Origin of the sequence: Vibrio sp. Vb2960 (genome assembly GCF_033337665.1) — a bacterium.
Lineage (GTDB): Bacteria > Pseudomonadota > Gammaproteobacteria > Enterobacterales > Vibrionaceae > Vibrio > Vibrio alginolyticus.
In genome coordinates this window covers 97,793-116,636 of sequence record NZ_JAWORD010000004.1, presented here as the reverse complement: position 1 = coordinate 116,636, position 18,844 = coordinate 97,793, and the positions used below count along the sequence as shown (strand labels likewise).

The window sequence follows — 18,844 nt, the reverse complement described above, 5'->3', positions numbered from 1 at the left end:
GGGTTGCCTCGGGGTCAACTTTGAGAATAGAGAGAAGTAGTTATCAGTCCCCGAAGACATACTGCTATTTTTCTTTATCGGCTGTTCAAGCCATAGTAACATGGACGAGCACCGCGTGTAACTAAGTAGTAAAAGACTTGTTAAAACAACTATAAGGAGCAGTTATGCCTTGGATTTATGCCATTGTGGGTTTGCTGGTCGGTACAATCGTAGGCGTAGTCATTAGTAGACTAACCACCCCTGAATACAAGAAACAAAAGTCTGTGCAGAAAGAACTTGAAGCGGCCAAGTTTGAATTAGAGCAACAACGTCAAGAGCTCGTCGATCATTTTGCACAAACCGCAGAAATGTTGGACACCCTAGGTAAAGATTACACCAAGCTATACCAACATATGGCCAAGACCTCTTCTGAGCTTTTGCCAAACTTACCAGAACAAGACAACCCGTTTGATAAGAAAACGGCAATGTCGTCTGAAACCATTGCAGAAGATCAACCAGAGTTTAACGAACAACCAAAAGACTACGCTAATGGCGCCACCGGTCTTTTGAAGGATCAAGAGAAAGAAATCATTAATGCTCCCGAAGCGGTAACCGCAAAAGCATCATAATCCTCTCTTACTTCTATCTAGGGCCGATACATTTGTATCGGCCCTTTTTTGAACTTTTTCACCTCACCTTCGCTCTAACTTGGATGTGCACTGCCTCCCCTTTTGATTGTCCGAACTAGACCCTATATTAGTTATTAACAAAGTGAACTAACCGTTCGGATATTTCTTTTTGGCAGACATGTTTCAAGAGGAGTTATTGGATGAAAAAACCACTGCTTGCGCTCACCGTTCTATCTCTGAGTTTGGGGTCGATTATTGCCCCAGTTCAAGCCACTGCCGCATTACCTTTGAATGTGGATGGCCAACAGTTACCTAGCTTGGCACCAATGCTTGAGAAGGTGACCCCAGCTGTTGTGAGTATTGCTGTAGAAGGTAAACAAGTACAAACCAGCCGCATTCCCGAGCAATTTCAATTTTTCTTTGGCCCAGACTTTCCTATGGAACAAAGGCGAGAGCGCCCGTTCAGAGGTTTAGGGTCTGGTGTCATTATTGATGCGAAGAAAGGCCATATTGTCACTAACTACCATGTGATCAAGGGCGCAGATGAGATTCGAGTTCGCCTCTTTGACGGGCGCGAGTATGACGCTACGCTCGTTGGCGGTGATGAAATGGCCGATGTTGCGTTACTTAAATTAGAGAAAGCGAAAAACTTAACGCAGATTAAAGTCGCGGATTCCGACAAACTGCGTGTCGGTGACTTTACGGTTGCGATTGGTAACCCATTTGGGCTCGGTCAAACCGTAACTTCGGGTATTGTTTCAGCCCTTGGTCGTAGTGGCTTAAACGTTGAAAACTTCGAAAACTTCATCCAAACCGATGCCGCAATTAACAGCGGTAACTCTGGTGGTGCATTGGTCAACCTTAATGGTGAGCTGATCGGTATTAATACTGCAATTTTAGGCCCTAACGGCGGTAATGTGGGTATTGGCTTTGCGATTCCATCAAACATGATGAAAAACCTCACTGATCAAATTCTAGAGTTTGGTGAAGTCAAACGCGGCATGTTGGGTGTGCAAGGTGGCGAAGTAACCTCTGAGCTAGCTGATGCATTGGGTTACGAGTCGAGTAAAGGGGCCTTTATTGGTCAAGTCGTACCGGACAGCGCAGCCGATAAAGCAGGGTTAAAAGCCGGTGACGTAATTGTATCGGTGAACGGCAAAGCGATTAATACTTTCTCAGAGCTCCGCGCAAAAGTGGCAACACTGGGCGCAGGTAAAGAAATCACATTAGGTGTGGTTCGAGATGGTAAGAATAAAACCTTTGATGTAACGCTTGGCGAATCTACGAATATGAAAGCTAAAGCGGAGACATTACATGAGGGACTCAAAGGTGCGGAGTTAAGCAATACAACACCAAGTGATGTAATCCAAGGTGTTAAAGTATCGAGCGTTGCAGATAACTCTCCGGCTGCTCAATATCAATTACAACAAGGTGACATTATTATCGGTGTGAACCGTCAACGAGTGAAAAACCTTGCCGAGCTTCGTACAATCGTAGAGAAACACAAAGGTGTACTGGCTCTTAATATTCAACGTGGTGAACGTACTATTTATCTTGTCATTCGTTAACCACTTTCAAAGTGATAGAAAATAAGGTTTTCGATGCATAGTACTGAGTGATAAGGCTCGAACACTTTTCCTTATCGCTCAATAACTAATGAAAAGGGCAACGCGATGACGCGCTGCCCTTTTGTTATTTTTCAATGTAATGCTATTCTTCATCTTCGATGCCATTTTGGCGCTCACGCATGGAGAGGATATGCTCAGCTTTTTATTACGTTCTGTCTTTTTAGGCTTGGCTACTGCCGCAGTGGTATTACTGGCGGTTCCATCTTTGCGCAACAACGTAATTCCTGCCGCGCTTGATCCTCAACCTGTTAATATCGCATCAGTCGAGTTGACGTTTAATCAAGCGGTCCGAAGAGCAGCGCCTGCAGTGGTAAACATCTACAGTCGTAAGTATGTTGAGAATGATCGCAGTAAACTCTCGACTCAAGGCCTGGGGTCAGGTGTCATTGTTAGTGAGAAAGGCTACATCATTACTAACTATCATGTGGTTGCTCAAGCTGATCAAATTGTTGTGGCATTACAAGACGGCAGAGCCGCAGCGGCTCAGCTCGTAGGGACAGATAAACGTACTGATATAGCCGTGCTGCGTGTCGAAGGTTCGAATTTGCCCGTAATCCCTCTGAACTCTAATTACAAACCACAAGTGGGCGACGTAGTACTAGCCATCGGTAACCCATACAACCTTGGACAAACCACAACGTTCGGCATTATTTCTGCCACAGGTCGTTCATCTATTAGCGACGGTCGTCAAGCATTCATTCAAACCGATGCCGCCATCAATGAAGGTAACTCTGGTGGAGCCCTAGTAAACACACAAGGCGAGCTCGTCGGCATTAACACCGCCTCTTTTCAGCAAGCGACAGACTTAGAAACTTACGGTATTTCTTTTGCGATCCCTGCGCCGCTAGCGAGTAAGATCATGCAGAAAATCATCGCTGATGGCCGCGTGATTCGTGGTTACATTGGAATCGACGGCCAAGACATTAATGCGGTCACTGCTCGCTTACTTGGAAATGAACACATAGGTGGTATTGTCGTACTTGGTATTGATCCAAATGGTCCAGCCAATGCGGCAGGCTTCCAAAAGCAGGACATCATTATCAGTATTGATGGCAATAAAGTGCAAGGGCGTCAGAGCGTTATGGATATCGTCACCGATTTACGTCCTGGCACCACCGTGGACGTCGGTATCATTCGTAAAGGAAAAGAGATGACCTTGAAAGTCACCATTGCTGAAGACAAGCAAGAAGCATAAAAAATCCCAGCCATTGGCTGGGATTTTTATTTGTGCGTTACTCGCTATCGCTCAGTGTTTCCGTCGTATCGGAATCATCTAGCTCAACTTCAATGCGAGTGACTCGCTGCAAACCTCTCGGTAATAACCCACCTCGGCGACCACGTTCGCCACGGAAGTTATCAAGGTCAGACGGTTTAAGACCCAACTTTCGCTTACCCGCGTACAGCGTTAACGATGCACCTTTTGGTAAAGACATTAAGTGAGATAGTACTTCTTCTCGCTCTTTTGCTTTAGCAGCAGGAATGTTGATGATCTTATTCCCTTTACCTTTCGCCAGTTGTGGCAAGTCTTTGATTGGGAACAGCAGCATGCGACCTTGGTTAGTGATTGCTAAGATTTCATCAGAGTCTAAATCTTCAATCTCTTTTGGCGTCATGATCTCAGAGTTGGCAGGTAAAGTGACGAGCGCTTTACCACTGCGGTTTTTAGACAGCAAGTCCGCGCCTTTACATACAAAGCCGTAACCTGCATCTGAGCCCACCAGCCACAGCTGATCTTCTTCACTCATGATGACTTGGCGAATACTGCTACCAGCCGTAATATTCAAGCGACCGGTAATCGGCTCACCTTGACTACGAGCAGAAGGCAGTGAGTGCGATTCCAGAGAGTAACTTCGACCGTCACTACCTAGGAATACCGCAGGCTGATTACTCTTACCTCGAGCATGCGCTAAATACTTATCACCCGACTTATAGTTTAAGCCTTCGGCATCCACGTCATGGCCTTTCGCGTGACGAATCCAACCTTTCTCAGAAAGCACAACCGTGATTGGCTCACTTGGTACGAGGTCACGTTCAGTCAGCGCTTTTGCTTCTGCACGCTCAACCATTGGAGAGCGACGGTCATCACCGTATTTCTCTGCGTCTGCTTTGATTTCTTTTTTCAGTAGTGTATTCAGACGACGCTCAGAACCGAGTAGCTGTTCTAGCTTCTCACGCTCTTTCTCTAGCTCGTCTTGCTCACCACGGATCTTCATCTCTTCTAGTTTTGCTAGATGACGAAGTTTGGTATCTAAAATTGCATCCGCTTGGATATCGGTAATACCAAAGCGTTCCATCAGCACCGCTTTTGGATCGTCTTCAGTACGGATGATCTCAATCACTTCATCTAGGTTGAGGTAAGCAACTAACAAACCTTCCAAGATGTGTAGACGAGCCATTACTTTGTCTAGGCGGTGTTGTAGACGACGACGCACAGTCGTACGACGAAACTCGATCCACTCAGACAGAATTTGCACCAGACCTTTAACTTGAGGACGGTTATCCAAACCAATCATGTTCAAGTTAACGCGGTAACTGCGCTCAAGATCCGTTGATGCGAACAAGTGGTTCATCAACAAATCACAATCGACGCGGTTTGACTTAGGCACCACAACGATACGCGTTGGGTTCTCGTGATCCGATTCGTCACGAAGATCGTCAACCATTGGCAGCTTCTTCGCACGCATCTGGTTAGCGATTTGCTCAAGCAGTTTGGCACCCGATACTTGGTGAGGCAAAGAAGTGATAACAATATCAGAACCTTCTTTATGCCAAACCGCGCGCATTTTGATGCTGCCACGACCGTTGCGGTAAATCTTCTCGATATCCGCTTGCGGCGAGATAATTTCTGCTTCTGTTGGGTAATCCGGACCTTTAACGAACTGCATCACATCAGGCAGTTCTGCTTTCGGGTTGTCGATCAAATGAATAGTCGCATCTGCGATTTCACGAACGTTGTGCGGTGGGATGTCTGTTGCCATACCAACGGCAATGCCGGTTACACCGTTAAGCAGGATGTGAGGCAGACGTGCTGGCAACATTTGTGGCTCTTTCATTGTGCCATCAAAGTTAGGTTGCCATTCAACCGTGCCCTGGCCAAGTTCGCCAAGCAATACTTCAGCAAACTTAGACAGTTTTGCTTCGGTATAACGCATTGCCGCAAATGATTTCGGATCATCTGGCGCACCCCAGTTACCTTGACCATCCACTAATGGATAGCGGTAAGAGAATGGCTGAGCCATCAATACCATCGCTTCGTAGCACGCTGAATCACCGTGCGGATGGTATTTACCTAGCACGTCACCAACGGTACGTGCAGATTTTTTGTATTTTGCTGATGCAGAGAGACCAAGCTCTGACATCGCATAAATGATGCGTCGTTGAACCGGCTTTAAGCCATCACCAATGTATGGCAAGGCGCGGTCCATGATTACGTACATCGAGTAGTTCAGATAAGCGTCTTCAGTGAACTTGCGCATTGGCAATTGTTCGACGCCATCGTAGGTAATTTCTGTAGACATCCGTTACACCTCTGCCAAGTCGCCGTTGTTTTGTAGCCAAGAACGACGGTCATCTGCACGCTTTTTACCTAGCAGCATGTCCATCATTTCCATGGTCGCCGTAGAGTCGTCAATGGTTAACTGCACTAAGCGACGCGTGTTCGGATCCATGGTGGTTTCACGCAACTGAAGTGGGTTCATCTCACCCAGACCTTTGAATCGTTGCACGTTGATTTTGGCTTTCTTCTTCGACAAGCGCTCTAAAATGCCATCTTTTTCATCATCATCGAGGGCGTAGAACACTTCTTTCCCGCAGTCGATTCGATACAGAGGCGGCATCGCCACATAGATATGACCCGCTTCCACTAGTGCGCGGAAGTGACGAGTAAATAGAGCACAAAGCAGCGTTGCGATGTGAAGACCATCCGAGTCCGCATCGGCAAGGATACAGATCTTACCGTAACGAAGACTCTCGAGGTTGTCGCTATCTGGGTCAATACCCAAAGCAACGGAGATATCGTGTACTTCTTGAGACGCAAGAACTTGATCGGCAGAGACTTCCCAAGTGTTCAAGATCTTACCACGCAGTGGCATCACAGCTTGGAATTCACGGTCACGTGCCTGTTTTGCCGAGCCACCCGCAGAGTCACCCTCCACAAAGAAGATTTCCGTGCGACTTAAGTCTTGTGCTGAACAGTCGGTCAACTTGCCTGGCAGTGCCGGACCGGACGCCACTTTCTTACGTACGACTTTTTTCGCCGCTCGCATACGACGGTGCGCGTTAGCGATACAGACTTCTGCCAATTGCTCTGCGAGCTGAGGCTTTTCGTTCAACCAAAGGCTGAACGCATCTTTGACTACGCCAGAGACAAATGCCGCGGTTTGACGAGAAGAGAGACGTTCCTTGGTCTGGCCCGCAAATTGCGGGTCTTGAATCTTAACCGACAGCACGTAAGAACAGCGGTCGAAAACGTCATCACCCGTTAGCTTCACACCACGAGGTAATAGATTACGGAACTCACAGAATTCGCGCATCGCTTCCAACAAGCCTTGGCGTAAACCATTAACGTGCGTACCACCTTGAGCGGTTGGGATTAGGTTAACGTAGCTTTCGGTGATCATCTCACCGCCTTCTGGCTGCCAAATTACCGCCCAGTTTGCCGCTTCAGTATCCGCCAAGAACTCACCAGTAAATGGTTCTTCAGGAATAACTGGATAGCCTTTTACACCTTCCGCAAGATAGTCTTTCAAACCGTCTTCGTAGTACCACTTATAGTCTTTGCCATTAACTTTGTCGGTTAATGTGATTTCTAAACCCGGACACAAAACCGCTTTTGCGCGCAGGTTGTTGACTAAGCGCGTCACAGAGAAGTTAGCCGAATCGAAGTACTTCGCATCAGGCCAGAAATGTACGCTGGTACCGCGATTACGACGACCACATGTGCCAGTTACGGTCAGATCAGACACTTTCTCGCCGTGTTCAAATGCAATTTCATACACTTGACCATCACGACGAACTGTTACTTCAACGCGTTTTGACAACGCGTTTACTACAGATATACCTACCCCGTGCAAACCACCAGAGAATTGGTAGTTTTTGTTAGAGAACTTACCACCCGCATGTAGCTTACATAGAATTAGCTCTACGCCTGATACTTTCTCTTCTGGGTGGATATCAACAGGCATGCCTCGACCATCATCGATCACTTCGAGTGATTGGTCAGCATGTAGGATGACTTGTACTTTTGAGGCATGTCCGGCTAGCGCTTCATCGACACTGTTGTCGATAACTTCTTGGCCCAAATGGTTTGGGCGCGCTGTATCCGTATACATCCCTGGTCGGCGACGTACTGGCTCTAAGCCATTCAGTACTTCAATGGCACCAGCATTATATTGTTCAGTCATAATACGGAATTATTCTCAAAGTTTACTTGTTGCCTGAGTATCACCAATGGGCGTACCCATACTCAGGAAACGAAAAAGCCACCCTGTTCACATCACTAAGAGTTTGTAAACATGATGCATAACAAAGTAGCCAGGGTCCTCGACCCTTAAGATCTTTTGGCAAAACATAGTCGGAAAGCATACCGCCCATGTCAAGAAACGGTTGGATATATCAATAAAAACTATGAGCCTTTTCCAATCGCTTTCGAATTACAGTTCTAGAAACTCGATAATCTGTGCAGGATAACGCTCAAAGCCTACAAAACTGTGATCACCGCCTTGTTCTACTGTTTGCTTAGCGTCTGCAAACTTATCTACCGCTTGTCGATAGTCTAAAACCTCATCTTCTGTTTGTTGCAATAACCAAAAAGAATGTGGCGACGCGATGCTTTGTACATCAAGAGCTTTTAACTCGTCAATATGACAAGCTTCAAGTGTATAGGTTTCATGCGTATATGGGTTAGTTTGCTTACCCAAATAATCTACTAGCAACTCATAAGGCTTGACTGCGGGGTTAACCACTACCGCTTTAAACCCAAACTTGTCATTTAGCCACGTTGACATAAAACCGCCTAATGAGCTGCCCACTAGACCAATTTTATAGTCATCTTTATATTGCTCGATAATATCCAACAACATTTTCGCCGCTTGCTGAGGATAACAAGGTAACTGGGGAACAATCACCTTGATATCAGACCTATGTTGCTCGCAGTAGGCTCTCATCACATTCGCTTTCATGGAGAGTGGAGAGCTATTAAAGCCATGGATATAGAGAAGAAGTGAAGGTTTACTCATAGATATCTCGCACAAAAAAGCGAGCCCGAACAGAGAGCTCGGGCGCGTTAGTAGCCGTTAGAAGAGAAGTCTGGTTGGAACTGGCCATCAGGAAGCCGACCTACTTGGGTCGTAATATCGCCACAAGCGTGTAGTTGCAGTTCCCGCCAACCAGGCGAAGTGGTATCAAGGGCAAAATCATCCGAGTTAGGCTTAAACTGAACACAAGTTGAGGGTGTTGCCATCACTCGAATGCCCTTGTGAAGCACATTCATATCTTGATGAACATGGCCACAGAGAATGCCTTTCACGTTATCAAAACGCTCGACAACCTGCCAAAACGCTTCGGCATCTTTTAAAGTATGTTGATCAAGCCACGCGCTTCCCACCAGTAACGGGTGATGATGCAACAAAACAAGTGTGTGTCTTTCTGGGTGTTCGGCTAGCTTTTCTTCGAGTAGCGTTAATTGCTGATCACTCAAGCGCCCATGAGGAACGCCAACCACTTGCGAGTCTAAAAGAATTAACTGCCAATACTCGCCAAGCAATACATGCTCTGCGGCTTTGATTTGTGGCGAAGGCAAAACACTGCCCATATTAGGCTTGTAATCATGATTACCAGGTAGCCAAAAACAGTCTTTCTCTAGCGGTTCAATGCCGTTGGCAAAGCGCTGATAAGATTCTGCACTATGGTCTTGGGAAATATCGCCCGTCGCCAAAATGTAATCAAACGCCACGTTGCGGCGTAAAACATCAGCAACAACAGCATTAAAGCTATCGACTGTTTTTACGCTTAGCAAACTTCCCTCATCGGCAGCAAACAGATGAGTATCCGTAATTTGTAAAAGTTTGATGCTGTCACTAGATGATTGCAAAATGAAAACCTGATTCGTCCACTATATCGATATTTGTTATTTTCCTTTAGTGACGTGACGATCAATTGAAGGCAAGTGGTGTTCTACTGATACCACTTCGTAAACAAAACGTCAGCCATTCACCGAGGAATGTGTTTAATTGATGCTTTTCATCTTTCTGCATCAGTTGGTCATTGGGATAATCATACTTAGCTTTTATGCGAGAGAACTCTCCGCTTGAGCATACTTCGGCTACTCTCGCATCATGATAAAGCCTGACAGACATCGTCGGTAAAGGAAACACTGGCGTTTCATCACTCTGACATATCTCAACAACTGTGGTGTATTTTGTGATTTCATTCACGGTCAATTGGTAAACCATGTTCGCCGCTTGGTAGCAACGTACATCCCCAACTTCGGCAGAAGCAGGCAATAAGGCGTTCAACTTAGCGTAGTTGGTCTCATAGGTTCTCATAAGACCAGCCAAATCAACATGATATTGTTGTTTTTCAGCCAATTGTGCCATTACTCACTCTCCACCGTTTGGGATAGTCCCCATTCTGACTTTAACTCTTGATGGTGTAATTGCAGCCATTGCAACGCAATAATCGACGCACCATTTTCAAATTTTCCGTCCTTCACCCATTGATACGCCGTTTCACGACTCATGACATGAACGCGGATATCTTCATTCTCATAGTCTAAACCATGAATGCCGTGCGCTTTAGACGCATCCACTTCACCAACAAAGACGTCTAGCTTTTCCGAGCAACCACCAGCCGAAGGATAATAGGACGTAACAGGTACAACGCGCCCCACCTGAATCCCCGCTTCTTCGACAGCCTCTCGACGAATTACGGCTTCAGCAGATTCATCGCGGTCAATCATACCGGCGACAATTTCTAGCTGCCAAGGGTGTTCATGTTCCAACGCGCCAATACGAATCTGTTCAATGATTACGACCTGGTCCGTCTTTGGATCATAAGGAAGCATCGCTGCTGCGTGACCACGCTCGAACATTTCTCGTTCGACAACTCCACTCCAACCACCAGCAAATAGCCTATGCTGAAAGCGGTATTTCACCATTTTGAAAAAACCTTCAAATAAGGTTTCTTTCGAGATGACTTTTACATCTCGCGAAGTAAAATCTTGTTGTTGTTTGTCACGCTGTTGCATTCAACACCTCTCTGAGTGAATCCTGTAGTTTACTCATTGTTATTCGCTTGCTCAAAGGACTTGGCTCAACTTTTTGTATAATAGTTACAAATTAATTTAAGTCTTTGCTAAAAATTTATTGCACAAGTGGATAATTACGTGTAAAAAAGTGCAAACTTTAGAGTAAATATCGTGCAAATTGAGTTAAACTACTGAGAATTAACCAATCTATGGACCGCGGGAATAGAAAATGAAAAAATTGCTTCCACTATTTATCAGTGCAGCGCTAGGTAGCATGAGTACGTCTGCGTTCGCAGACTCTTTGGCTGAAATCTACGACTTGGCAAAACAAAATGATCCACAATTGCTCAGTGTAGCAGCACAACGTGACCAAGCTTTCGAAGCAATCACCTCAAGCCGTAGTGCTCTATTACCACAGATCAACCTTACTGCGGGTTACAATTTAACTCGTGGTGATACTGAATACGATTCAAATCTAATTAGTGACGTATCAAACGATGGCAACGCGCTAACCGCTGGCGTTAGCTTTTCACAAGCACTTTACAACCGCGCATCTTGGATCTCTCTAGATACTGCTGAGAAAAGTGCTCGCCAAGCAGACGCAACTTACGCAGCGACGCAACAGGCACTGATTCTTCGCGTGTCACAAGCGTATTTTGAAGTTCTACGCGCACAAGATAATCTTGTTTTCGTACGTGCAGAAAAAGCCGCGGTTGGCCGTCAACTTGAGCAAACTAAACAACGTTTTGAAGTAGGTTTGTCTGCAATCACTGACGTGCATGACGCACAAGCTCAGTACGACCAAGTGCTAGCGGACGAAGTGTTGGCAGAAAACGCGCTAACTAATAGCTACGAGTCACTGCGTGAAATTACAGGCCAAGAGCACAAAGATCTCAACATTTTGGACACTGGCCGCTTCACTGCTAGCCCATCGACCGTACCAGCTGAATCGCTCATTGATGAAGCAAAAACCAAAAACCTGACCTTGCTATCTTCACGTATTCTTCAAGACATTGCGCGTGACAATATTTCACTAGCAAGCTCTGGCCACCTACCAACGCTCTCTCTAGACGGTGGTTACAACTACGGTGATACTTCTCATAGCTCTCGTGATAACACGACAGACAACTTCAATATTGGTGTGAACCTTGCAGTACCGCTATACACAGGTGGTAACGTAACCTCTCAAACCAAACAAGCTGAATACGCGTACGTGGCAGCAAGCGAAGATCTTGAAGCACAGTACCGTAGCGTAGTCAAAGATGTTCGCGCACAAAACAACAACATTAACGCCTCTATCGGCGCATTACGTGCGTATGAGCAAGCGGTTATTTCTGCACGCTCTGCACTAGAAGCAACAGAAGCTGGCTTTGATGTAGGTACTCGTACTATCGTTGATGTACTGGACGCGACTCGTCGTCTATACGATGCGAACAAAAACCTATCGAACGCTCGTTACGACTACATTTTAAGTGTTCTTCAGCTACGCCAAGCAGTTGGTACGCTAAGCGAACAAGACATCTTGGACGTTGATGCAGGTTTGAAAGCGGCAAAATAACCGCTAACTGAATACTTCAGGTCTTAATAAATAAAAAACGCCAGTTGAGTTATCAGCTGGCGTTTTTTATTACTTGTAGTTCAGAGCCTAAAAGTGTCTCTGAGCATCAAGTATCAAAAAGGCCGCACTTAGCGACCTTTATGAGCAAATAGCATTTCAATGCTAACAAACAGCAGGCTTAGCCCTTACCGCCTTTGATTGCATTAATGATTTCACTGGTCGAGCAGCCATCTTCAAAGTTCAATACACGAACTTCACCACCCGCCGCAATGACTTCTTTACCACCAGCAATCTCTTCTGGTTTGTAGTCACCGCCTTTTACTAGCAAGCTTGGTAGAACTTCTGAGATCAAACGCTGCGGCGTATCTTCACTAAATGGTACAACCCAATCCACAGCGCCCAAACCTGCCAACACCGCCATGCGGCGATCGGTTGGGTTTACCGGACGACCAGGGCCTTTAAGGCGTTTTACTGACTCATCGGTATTTACCGCAACGATTAGGCGATCGCCCAGTTCAGCAGCATGGTTTAAGTAAGACACATGCCCAGCGTGCAGAATATCAAAGCAGCCATTTGTCATAACGACTTTCTCGCCACGAGCTCGTGCTTTTTTCACCGCTTCGATCAGTGCTTTTTCTGAAATCACACCGTAATCCGTGTCTTGGCTGCCATGTACCGCTTCTGCTAATTCAATCTCAGAAAGCGTTGACGTGCCTAGTTTACCAACTACAACACCTGCCGCTGCGTTTGCTAGTGCACACGCTTCTTCAAATGATTTGCCTGCGGCAACAGACGCTGCCAATACAGAGATAACCGTGTCGCCCGCACCTGTCACGTCGTACACTTCTTTCGCTTGAGTTGGAAGGTGGAACGGTTCCTGACCACGACGAATCAAGGTCATTCCGTTTTCGCTGCGTGTCACTAAAAGCGCTTCAAATTCAAACTCTTCAACCAAAGCCAGCGCTTTCTCTACTAGCTCTTGGTCAGATTTCACTTTACCTACAACGTCTTCGAACTCTTTCATGTTTGGCGTAAGAAGTGTTGCGCCACGGTAGCGTTCAAAATCCGCACCTTTCGGGTCAATGAAAACCGGAATATTTGCTGCGCGCGCTTTTTGAATGTATGCCTGAACATGCTCTAACGAACCTTTTGCGTAGTCAGACATAATCACGGCTTTAACGTTTGGCAGTGCGGCATCCATACGCGATAGCACAGGTGCAGAATCTGTGTTTTCAAATTTGTCTTCGAAGTCGAGGCGGATCAGTTGTTGTCCACGGCTCATTACACGAAGCTTCGTAATCGTTGGGTAATCAGGCAGCGCAACGAAATCGCACTTCACATTGAGCGAGCTCAGCGTCTCCGTCAGCACTTTTGCAGGCTCATCTTCCCCAGTTAGACCAACAATGTGAGCATGGCCACCTAATGATGCGATGTTCATCGCAACGTTCGCAGCACCACCAGGACGCTCTTCATTGTTTTCTACTTTTACAACAGGAACCGGCGCTTCAGGAGAAATGCGCCCGGTTGGGCCATACCAGTAACGATCTAGCATGACATCACCGATGATGAGCACACCAGCGCTGTTGTAATCAGGTAGAATTGGTTTCATTGTTGGTCTCCAAAAATTAAATCGAAGTGAGTTTATCACAGCCCTTATCGAGGCTAAATATATGGTCTTAACTGAACCACTGATTCCAAGCCTGTTTTACCCACTCCCTTTCGGCAACAAACTTATCTTCCACCACATCAGCGTCTAAATTGAGTAGATTTCGGCGGTGTATTTCGTTGCGCATTGTCGTGTAAGCACGTATCAACTGCATTGCTTGGTCTTCGTCCATAACATCTTGCGCAATGAGCGTTTCAAAGATGCGCACATTATCACACCAACGCGTCAATTTCGGCTTATCGTGACTATAGTTGAGCACTAGGTACTGAGCGAGAAATTCGATATCGGTAATCCCACCTACATCTTGCTTGAGCATAAAGCGGCCTGGCTTTTTCCCCCCAAGATGACCGCGCATTTTTTCTCTCATTTCGACAACGTCTTTTTTCAGTTCAGCTTGATCGCGTGCTTTGCACAGCACATCATGCCGCGTATTGTGAAATGCAATTGCCAGTGGTTCATCACCATAAATCATGCGCGCGCGGACAAGTGCTTGATGCTCCCATGTCCACGCGTCTTGATGTTGATAGTCGTCGAACGCGTCCGTTGGACTAACCAACAAACCCGATGCACCCGACGGACGCAATCGGGTATCGACCTCGTATAAAATACCGGAAGCGGTGCGAGTGGAGAAAATATGAATGATACGCTGTGCTAAACGAAGGTAGAACTGACGACCATCAATCTCTTTTTTGCCGTCAGTGTAGACATTGACTGGGCAGTCATGCATGAAGACAATATCCAAGTCGGAGTTATAGCCGAGCTCCCACCCTCCGACTTTACCATAGCCAATTACAGCAAAGCCTTTACCTTCACGATCTTTCACATGCGTTGGCTCGCCGTACTTTTCAGACACTTGCAACCAAGCCTGACTGATCACCGCATCAACGATAGCTTCCGCTAAATAAGTTAAATGGTCACTCACTTTCATCACTGGCAATGCGCCAGCAATATCTGCCGCTGCAATACGCAAAATACAAATTTGCTTAAACTGACGCAACGCTTCCATTTGCTGTTCCATATCATCTTCAGGAATACGCGCCAAATAATCACGTAGCTCTGTACGGTAACTGTCTAATGGAATGGGATTGTACAGCTGCGCAGGGTCGATCAACTCATCAAGCAAGATAGGATAACGAGACAGCTGCTCTGAAATCATTGGGCTTGCGGTACACAAACGTACGAGCTGCACCAGAGCCGCTGGATGCTCATCCAATAATTCCAAGTAAGTCGTGCGAGTGCAGATGTTGTGTAGCAAGTGAAGTACACGAGATAAACCAAACTGTGCATCAGGATGGGCAAAGACCGCATCAAACACTTTCGGCATCAAACGATTGAGCACTTCGCGTCCACGTGGGCCTAACGTTTTTTTGGCCAGATCGGTTTTAAAGTTGATGATGGTTTTCGCGCATGAAGCAAAGTCTTCAATCTGAATATCCTGCTGCAAGATATGCTCAAGAACATCTTGTTTGTCGGCCATATCCCATAGCTCATGAAAATGACGAGCAACGGTAGTCCCCTCGTCTTCTTCATCATCACCAATTAGTGATTCAAAAACTTGGTGAACATTTGCCATATGCTGCTGGGTTTGCTCAATCAATTGCTCCCAACAGCTCATTTTCATCGCGGTGGCGAGCTTTAAGCGTTCGGTTTCGCAATCAGGCAGCGTCTGGGTTTGCTTATCCGCCATTGCTTGCAACAAGTTTTCTAATTGACGCAAGTACTTGTATGCGGCTTCTAGATCGCTGACTTCTTGTGGAGTAAGCAATGCCAGTTCTTCAATGCCTTGCAGCGTTTCCAACAGCCCTCGATTACGTAAAGAAGGTTCTCGACCACCTCGAATCAATTGAAAAACTTGAGCGATAAATTCAATTTCTCGAATGCCACCCGCACCTAGCTTAATGTTGTTATTCAACCCTCGGCGGCGAACCTCGCTACTGATCATCGACTTCATTCGACGCAAAGATTGAATCGCACTGAAATCAATATAACGACGAAAAACAAAAGGGCGCAGCATTTGGCGTAGCTCTTGATACTGCGGGTACATCTCACATCCCATCACCCGAGCTTTGATCATCGCGTAACGTTCCCAATCTCGCCCCTGCTCTTGGTAATAATCTTCAAGTGCGGCATAGCTCATTACCAAGGGGCCACTTTCTCCAAATGGGCGAAGTCGCATGTCGACGCGGTAGCAAAAACCATCGAAGGTTTGTTGGTCGAGCGCTTTGATGATGCGTTGACCAAGACGAGTAAAGAACTGGGCATTGGCAATGCTGCGGCGTGCGCCTTGGGTTTCGCCATTCTCTGGGTACGTGAAAATTAGATCAATATCGGAAGAAAAGTTTAACTCGCCACCACCCAGTTTCCCCATGCCGATAATTAACATCGGCTGCACTTCACCGTCCTCACTTGTTGGCGTGCCCCACTCCTGACAACACACTTGATATTGCCATTGATAGGTTTCAAAAATCATCGCTTCTGCCAACTCAGATAAGTGGCTTAAAGACGTCTCTAGCGACCATGCATGCGTGAAATCCTTCCACGCAATGTACACCATTTCTCGGTTGCGAAACTGACGCAATACGCGATGACCAGACATCTCATCAGGACATTGTTCCAACAGTTCAGCAAGGCGTGAGCGGTAAGACTCCTGACGACTTGGCTGCGCTAACATACTTGGCAACTCACGGGCTAGGACTTCATCGCGATGAATGGCTTCAGTTATAAACTGGCTTAAGCCCGCCACATAACGAAATTGCTGCGCAACCTCATCGGGCCAAAGGGGAAAATAACCTGCGTCTTGGGCGTCTTGTACGGCAGATTCAGCGATAGAAATCAGTGGCGAAGGCAGCTGCATTTTTCTTCCTTGTTTGAAAAGCACGGTAACTCACTCTTTATACCAGACTGAAAGCAAATAAAAACGCCCACAAAAGGTTTGTGGGCGTTTTATCAAAAGTTCGGGATCGAATATTAAACTTGGAAAGATTTGATCTTCTTGTCTAGCTCACCTGCATTATTTTGCATCATTTCAGAGGTTTCTAGCAGCTCGGTAACAACAACAACTGAGGCTTCCACCAACTCACGTACATTGGTGAGGTTTTGGCTCATCTCTTCTGCAACACTGCTTTGCTGACCAGACGCCGTCGCGATCTGGAAGTTCATGTCATTGATTTGCGTCACTTGCCCAACAATACCATCGAGCTCAGATCCAGCATTAGAAACCAGCTCGTTTCCATCTGCCGCTTCTACAACGCTTTTTTCCATGAGTTCTACCGCAGATTCAGCACTGGTTTGCAGCTGTGCGATCATCTCTTGAATTTCTACCGTCGCTTGTTGTGTACGTTGGGCAAGGTTACGAACTTCATCTGCAACCACAGCAAAACCCCGCCCAGCCTCGCCAGCTCGCGCCGCTTCAATCGCCGCATTCAGTGCAAGCAGGTTGGTTTGTTCAGAAATGCCTTGAATCGTCCCTACAACGCTACCAATGGCTTCAACACGTTCTTCAACTTGGTTAACCGCTTGTGCCGATGAAGCGATATCCGACGAAAGTTCACTCATTTTCGCCATTGTACTTTGCAAGAACTGCTGACCAGAAATTGCTTGTGCGGAAGCTTGCTCTGTCAGAGAAGAGGCCGTCTGGGCATGTTCCGCAACCGTTTGGACCGTCGACGACATTTCACTCATCGCCGTAGCAAGTTGATCAATTTCGTTAAACTCTTCTTGCGCCGATTCCTTCGTTTCCGACATGCTCAGTGTCATGACTTCGGTGAGCGTTGATAATTCATCAGACGCATTAATTTGCATTTGAATCACATCGTGCAATTGTCGACGTGTCTTTTCTAATTCACGTGCCACGTCTCCGTATTCATCTTTACAATCCATACCAAATGGAACAGAGAGGTTCTTGCTCGCCATCAGTTTGATCGCGTCGCTCAGATACTGTGTTTGACGCAACATCACTCTAGCCGCCGCTAATAAGAGCACGACAAAAACCACTATCAATAAGGCGGTTTGCCAAGCAACTTGCGTTAAGTATGCTTCATAATGCTGTTGGGCAACTTGCGCGTTTTGTGTCGCCGCTAAAAGTGAGTCGTAAAAAGTGTTTGCGTCCCACAGTTGTTTTGCCACGATCAGGACAGTACTGAAGACCATCAACATGACCATTTTAGGCACCAGTCGAATGTCGGATATGACCCTTTCCCATGGCTTAAATGCCAGCTTTTCCATTGTCAGTTCTCCACCGAGTCTTATATAGTCTTTATCTATAATCTTTATATTACTTATAGTTATGTTCGCGCTTTGCGTGGTTACGCGATTTATTTTGAGCTTCGTATGAAAAACAATGATATCAAAGACAGCACACGACCGATGGGCCTGTTGTCACTAATATTGTCTTTTATGGCACTATTTGTGATCTCTGGCTTGTTGTTTTTCCCGATCGATCACGAAACCCGTCAAGTTCTTATCGGTCTGGATTTCATAATCTGTAGTATTTTTCTACTACAGCTCACCATTGATTTGATCCGGTCCACAGATCGCTGGTTATTCCTTAAACGTCATTGGATAGATTTCGTGGCGAGCATCCCATTGATAGAGCCCCTGCGCTTTGCTCGTATTTTTCATATTATGCGAGTGGTATTAGTACTGCGTTCGTCAAAGTTCATTTTGCATCAGCTCAAAGAAAACCGCCGCGAAACTACGGTCGCCTCTATACTGCTATTGATGGTTATCCTCATAACGCTCGGTTCTAGTGCAATGCTGTTTATCGAAGCGAAAAACCCAGAAGCGAATATTCGCACTGGCGCCGATGCTTTGTGGTGGGTATTTGTAACGATCTCAACGGTTGGTTACGGCGATCATTATCCTGTGACCTCCATAGGAAAGTTTTTGGCTGTCATCATCATTGTTTGCGGGGTGGGTATCTTTGGTATGATCTCGGGTCTTATCACATCTATCCTTACTGCCCCAACGAAACAACAGACGCACAGTTCAATCAATAAAGAACGTATGCTCGAGCAGCTCCTAAGCCAACAAGCGCAAATACTAGAACGACTCGATTTCATGGAAAAAGAGCTACAACAACGTAAAACAGAGACAAAAAAATAGGACCATGCGGTCCTATTTTTTTGTTCTTATCACCAG

General features: G+C 46.2%; 14 protein-coding genes. 5 read left to right on the top strand and 9 right to left on the bottom strand.

The genetic code is table 11. The annotated features are described in order from the left end of the window. The first annotated feature begins 164 nt into the window (after positions 1-164). From zapG to degS, 3 genes are all read left to right on the top strand, one after another. Positions 165-608 carry a Z-ring associated protein ZapG gene (gene zapG, locus R7O03_RS04960; protein ID WP_005379861.1) on the top strand — a complete coding sequence of 148 codons (444 nt, stop codon included), beginning with the start codon at positions 165-167 and terminating at the stop codon, positions 606-608. A 200-nt stretch (positions 609-808) separates the two neighbouring features. Then, positions 809-2,176, top strand: a complete 1,368-nt coding sequence (locus tag R7O03_RS04955; protein ID WP_025768400.1) for a Do family serine endopeptidase — start codon at positions 809-811, stop codon at positions 2,174-2,176. 190 nt (positions 2,177-2,366) lie between these two features. Further along, entirely contained in the window at positions 2,367-3,431 is a 1,065-nt protein-coding gene (degS, locus tag R7O03_RS04950; RefSeq protein WP_017633606.1) for an outer membrane-stress sensor serine endopeptidase DegS, read from the top strand. 37 nt (positions 3,432-3,468) lie between these two features. On the opposite strand, the gene parC is transcribed toward degS, so the two are convergent. The 6 genes from parC to nudF all read right to left on the bottom strand — a co-directional run bounded on the left by parC (position 3,469) and on the right by nudF (position 10,481). Next, positions 3,469-5,754 carry a DNA topoisomerase IV subunit A gene (parC, locus tag R7O03_RS04945; RefSeq protein WP_318131552.1) on the bottom strand — a complete coding sequence of 762 codons (2,286 nt, stop codon included), beginning with the start codon at positions 5,752-5,754 and terminating at the stop codon, positions 3,469-3,471. A gap of 3 nt (positions 5,755-5,757) precedes the next feature. Beyond that, a complete protein-coding gene (gene parE, locus R7O03_RS04940; RefSeq protein ID WP_005387417.1) occupies positions 5,758-7,638 on the bottom strand; it encodes a DNA topoisomerase IV subunit B in 1,881 nt (626 codons plus the stop codon). Positions 7,639-7,887: 249 nt separating this feature from the next. Next, complete coding sequence (gene yqiA, locus R7O03_RS04935) at positions 7,888-8,472, bottom strand: esterase YqiA (RefSeq protein ID WP_005379875.1); 585 nt, start codon at positions 8,470-8,472, stop codon at positions 7,888-7,890. A gap of 47 nt (positions 8,473-8,519) precedes the next feature. Beyond that, on the bottom strand, positions 8,520-9,326 hold the full coding sequence (gene cpdA / locus R7O03_RS04930) for a 3',5'-cyclic-AMP phosphodiesterase (RefSeq protein ID WP_047101984.1): 807 nt from the start codon (positions 9,324-9,326) through the stop codon (positions 8,520-8,522). Between the two features lie 61 nt (positions 9,327-9,387). Then, entirely contained in the window at positions 9,388-9,831 is a 444-nt protein-coding gene (locus R7O03_RS04925) for a DUF1249 family protein (protein WP_017633603.1), read from the bottom strand. Next, positions 9,831-10,481: an ADP-ribose diphosphatase gene (gene nudF / locus R7O03_RS04920; protein WP_017633602.1), complete on the bottom strand. Its 651-nt coding sequence runs from the start codon at positions 10,479-10,481 to the stop codon at positions 9,831-9,833. Before nudF ends, R7O03_RS04925 begins: the two co-directional genes overlap by 1 nt. 229 nt (positions 10,482-10,710) lie before the next feature. On the opposite strand from nudF, the gene tolC reads away from it, so the two are divergent. After that, complete coding sequence (tolC, locus tag R7O03_RS04915) at positions 10,711-12,039, top strand: outer membrane channel protein TolC (RefSeq protein WP_005379884.1); 1,329 nt, start codon at positions 10,711-10,713, stop codon at positions 12,037-12,039. Positions 12,040-12,217: 178 nt separating this feature from the next. Here the strand turns inward: tolC and hldE are convergent, their stop codons facing one another. The 3 genes from hldE to R7O03_RS04900 all read right to left on the bottom strand — a co-directional run bounded on the left by hldE (position 12,218) and on the right by R7O03_RS04900 (position 17,929). Next, entirely contained in the window at positions 12,218-13,648 is a 1,431-nt protein-coding gene (gene hldE, locus R7O03_RS04910; RefSeq protein WP_017633601.1) for a bifunctional D-glycero-beta-D-manno-heptose-7-phosphate kinase/D-glycero-beta-D-manno-heptose 1-phosphate adenylyltransferase HldE, read from the bottom strand. 67 nt (positions 13,649-13,715) lie between these two features. Next, positions 13,716-16,559 carry a bifunctional [glutamate--ammonia ligase]-adenylyl-L-tyrosine phosphorylase/[glutamate--ammonia-ligase] adenylyltransferase gene (gene glnE, locus R7O03_RS04905; protein ID WP_238844406.1) on the bottom strand — a complete coding sequence of 948 codons (2,844 nt, stop codon included), beginning with the start codon at positions 16,557-16,559 and terminating at the stop codon, positions 13,716-13,718. A 113-nt stretch (positions 16,560-16,672) separates the two neighbouring features. Further along, positions 16,673-17,929, bottom strand: coding sequence for a methyl-accepting chemotaxis protein (locus R7O03_RS04900; protein WP_005379890.1), 1,257 nt, complete (start codon positions 17,927-17,929; stop codon positions 16,673-16,675). 105 nt (positions 17,930-18,034) lie between these two features. Here R7O03_RS04900 and R7O03_RS04895 point away from each other — a divergent pair, with 105 nt between their 5' ends. Then, positions 18,035-18,808 (top strand): potassium channel family protein, encoded by a 774-nt coding sequence (locus tag R7O03_RS04895; RefSeq protein WP_005387432.1) that lies wholly within the window; start codon positions 18,035-18,037, stop codon positions 18,806-18,808. The last annotated feature ends 36 nt before the right edge of the window (positions 18,809-18,844 follow it).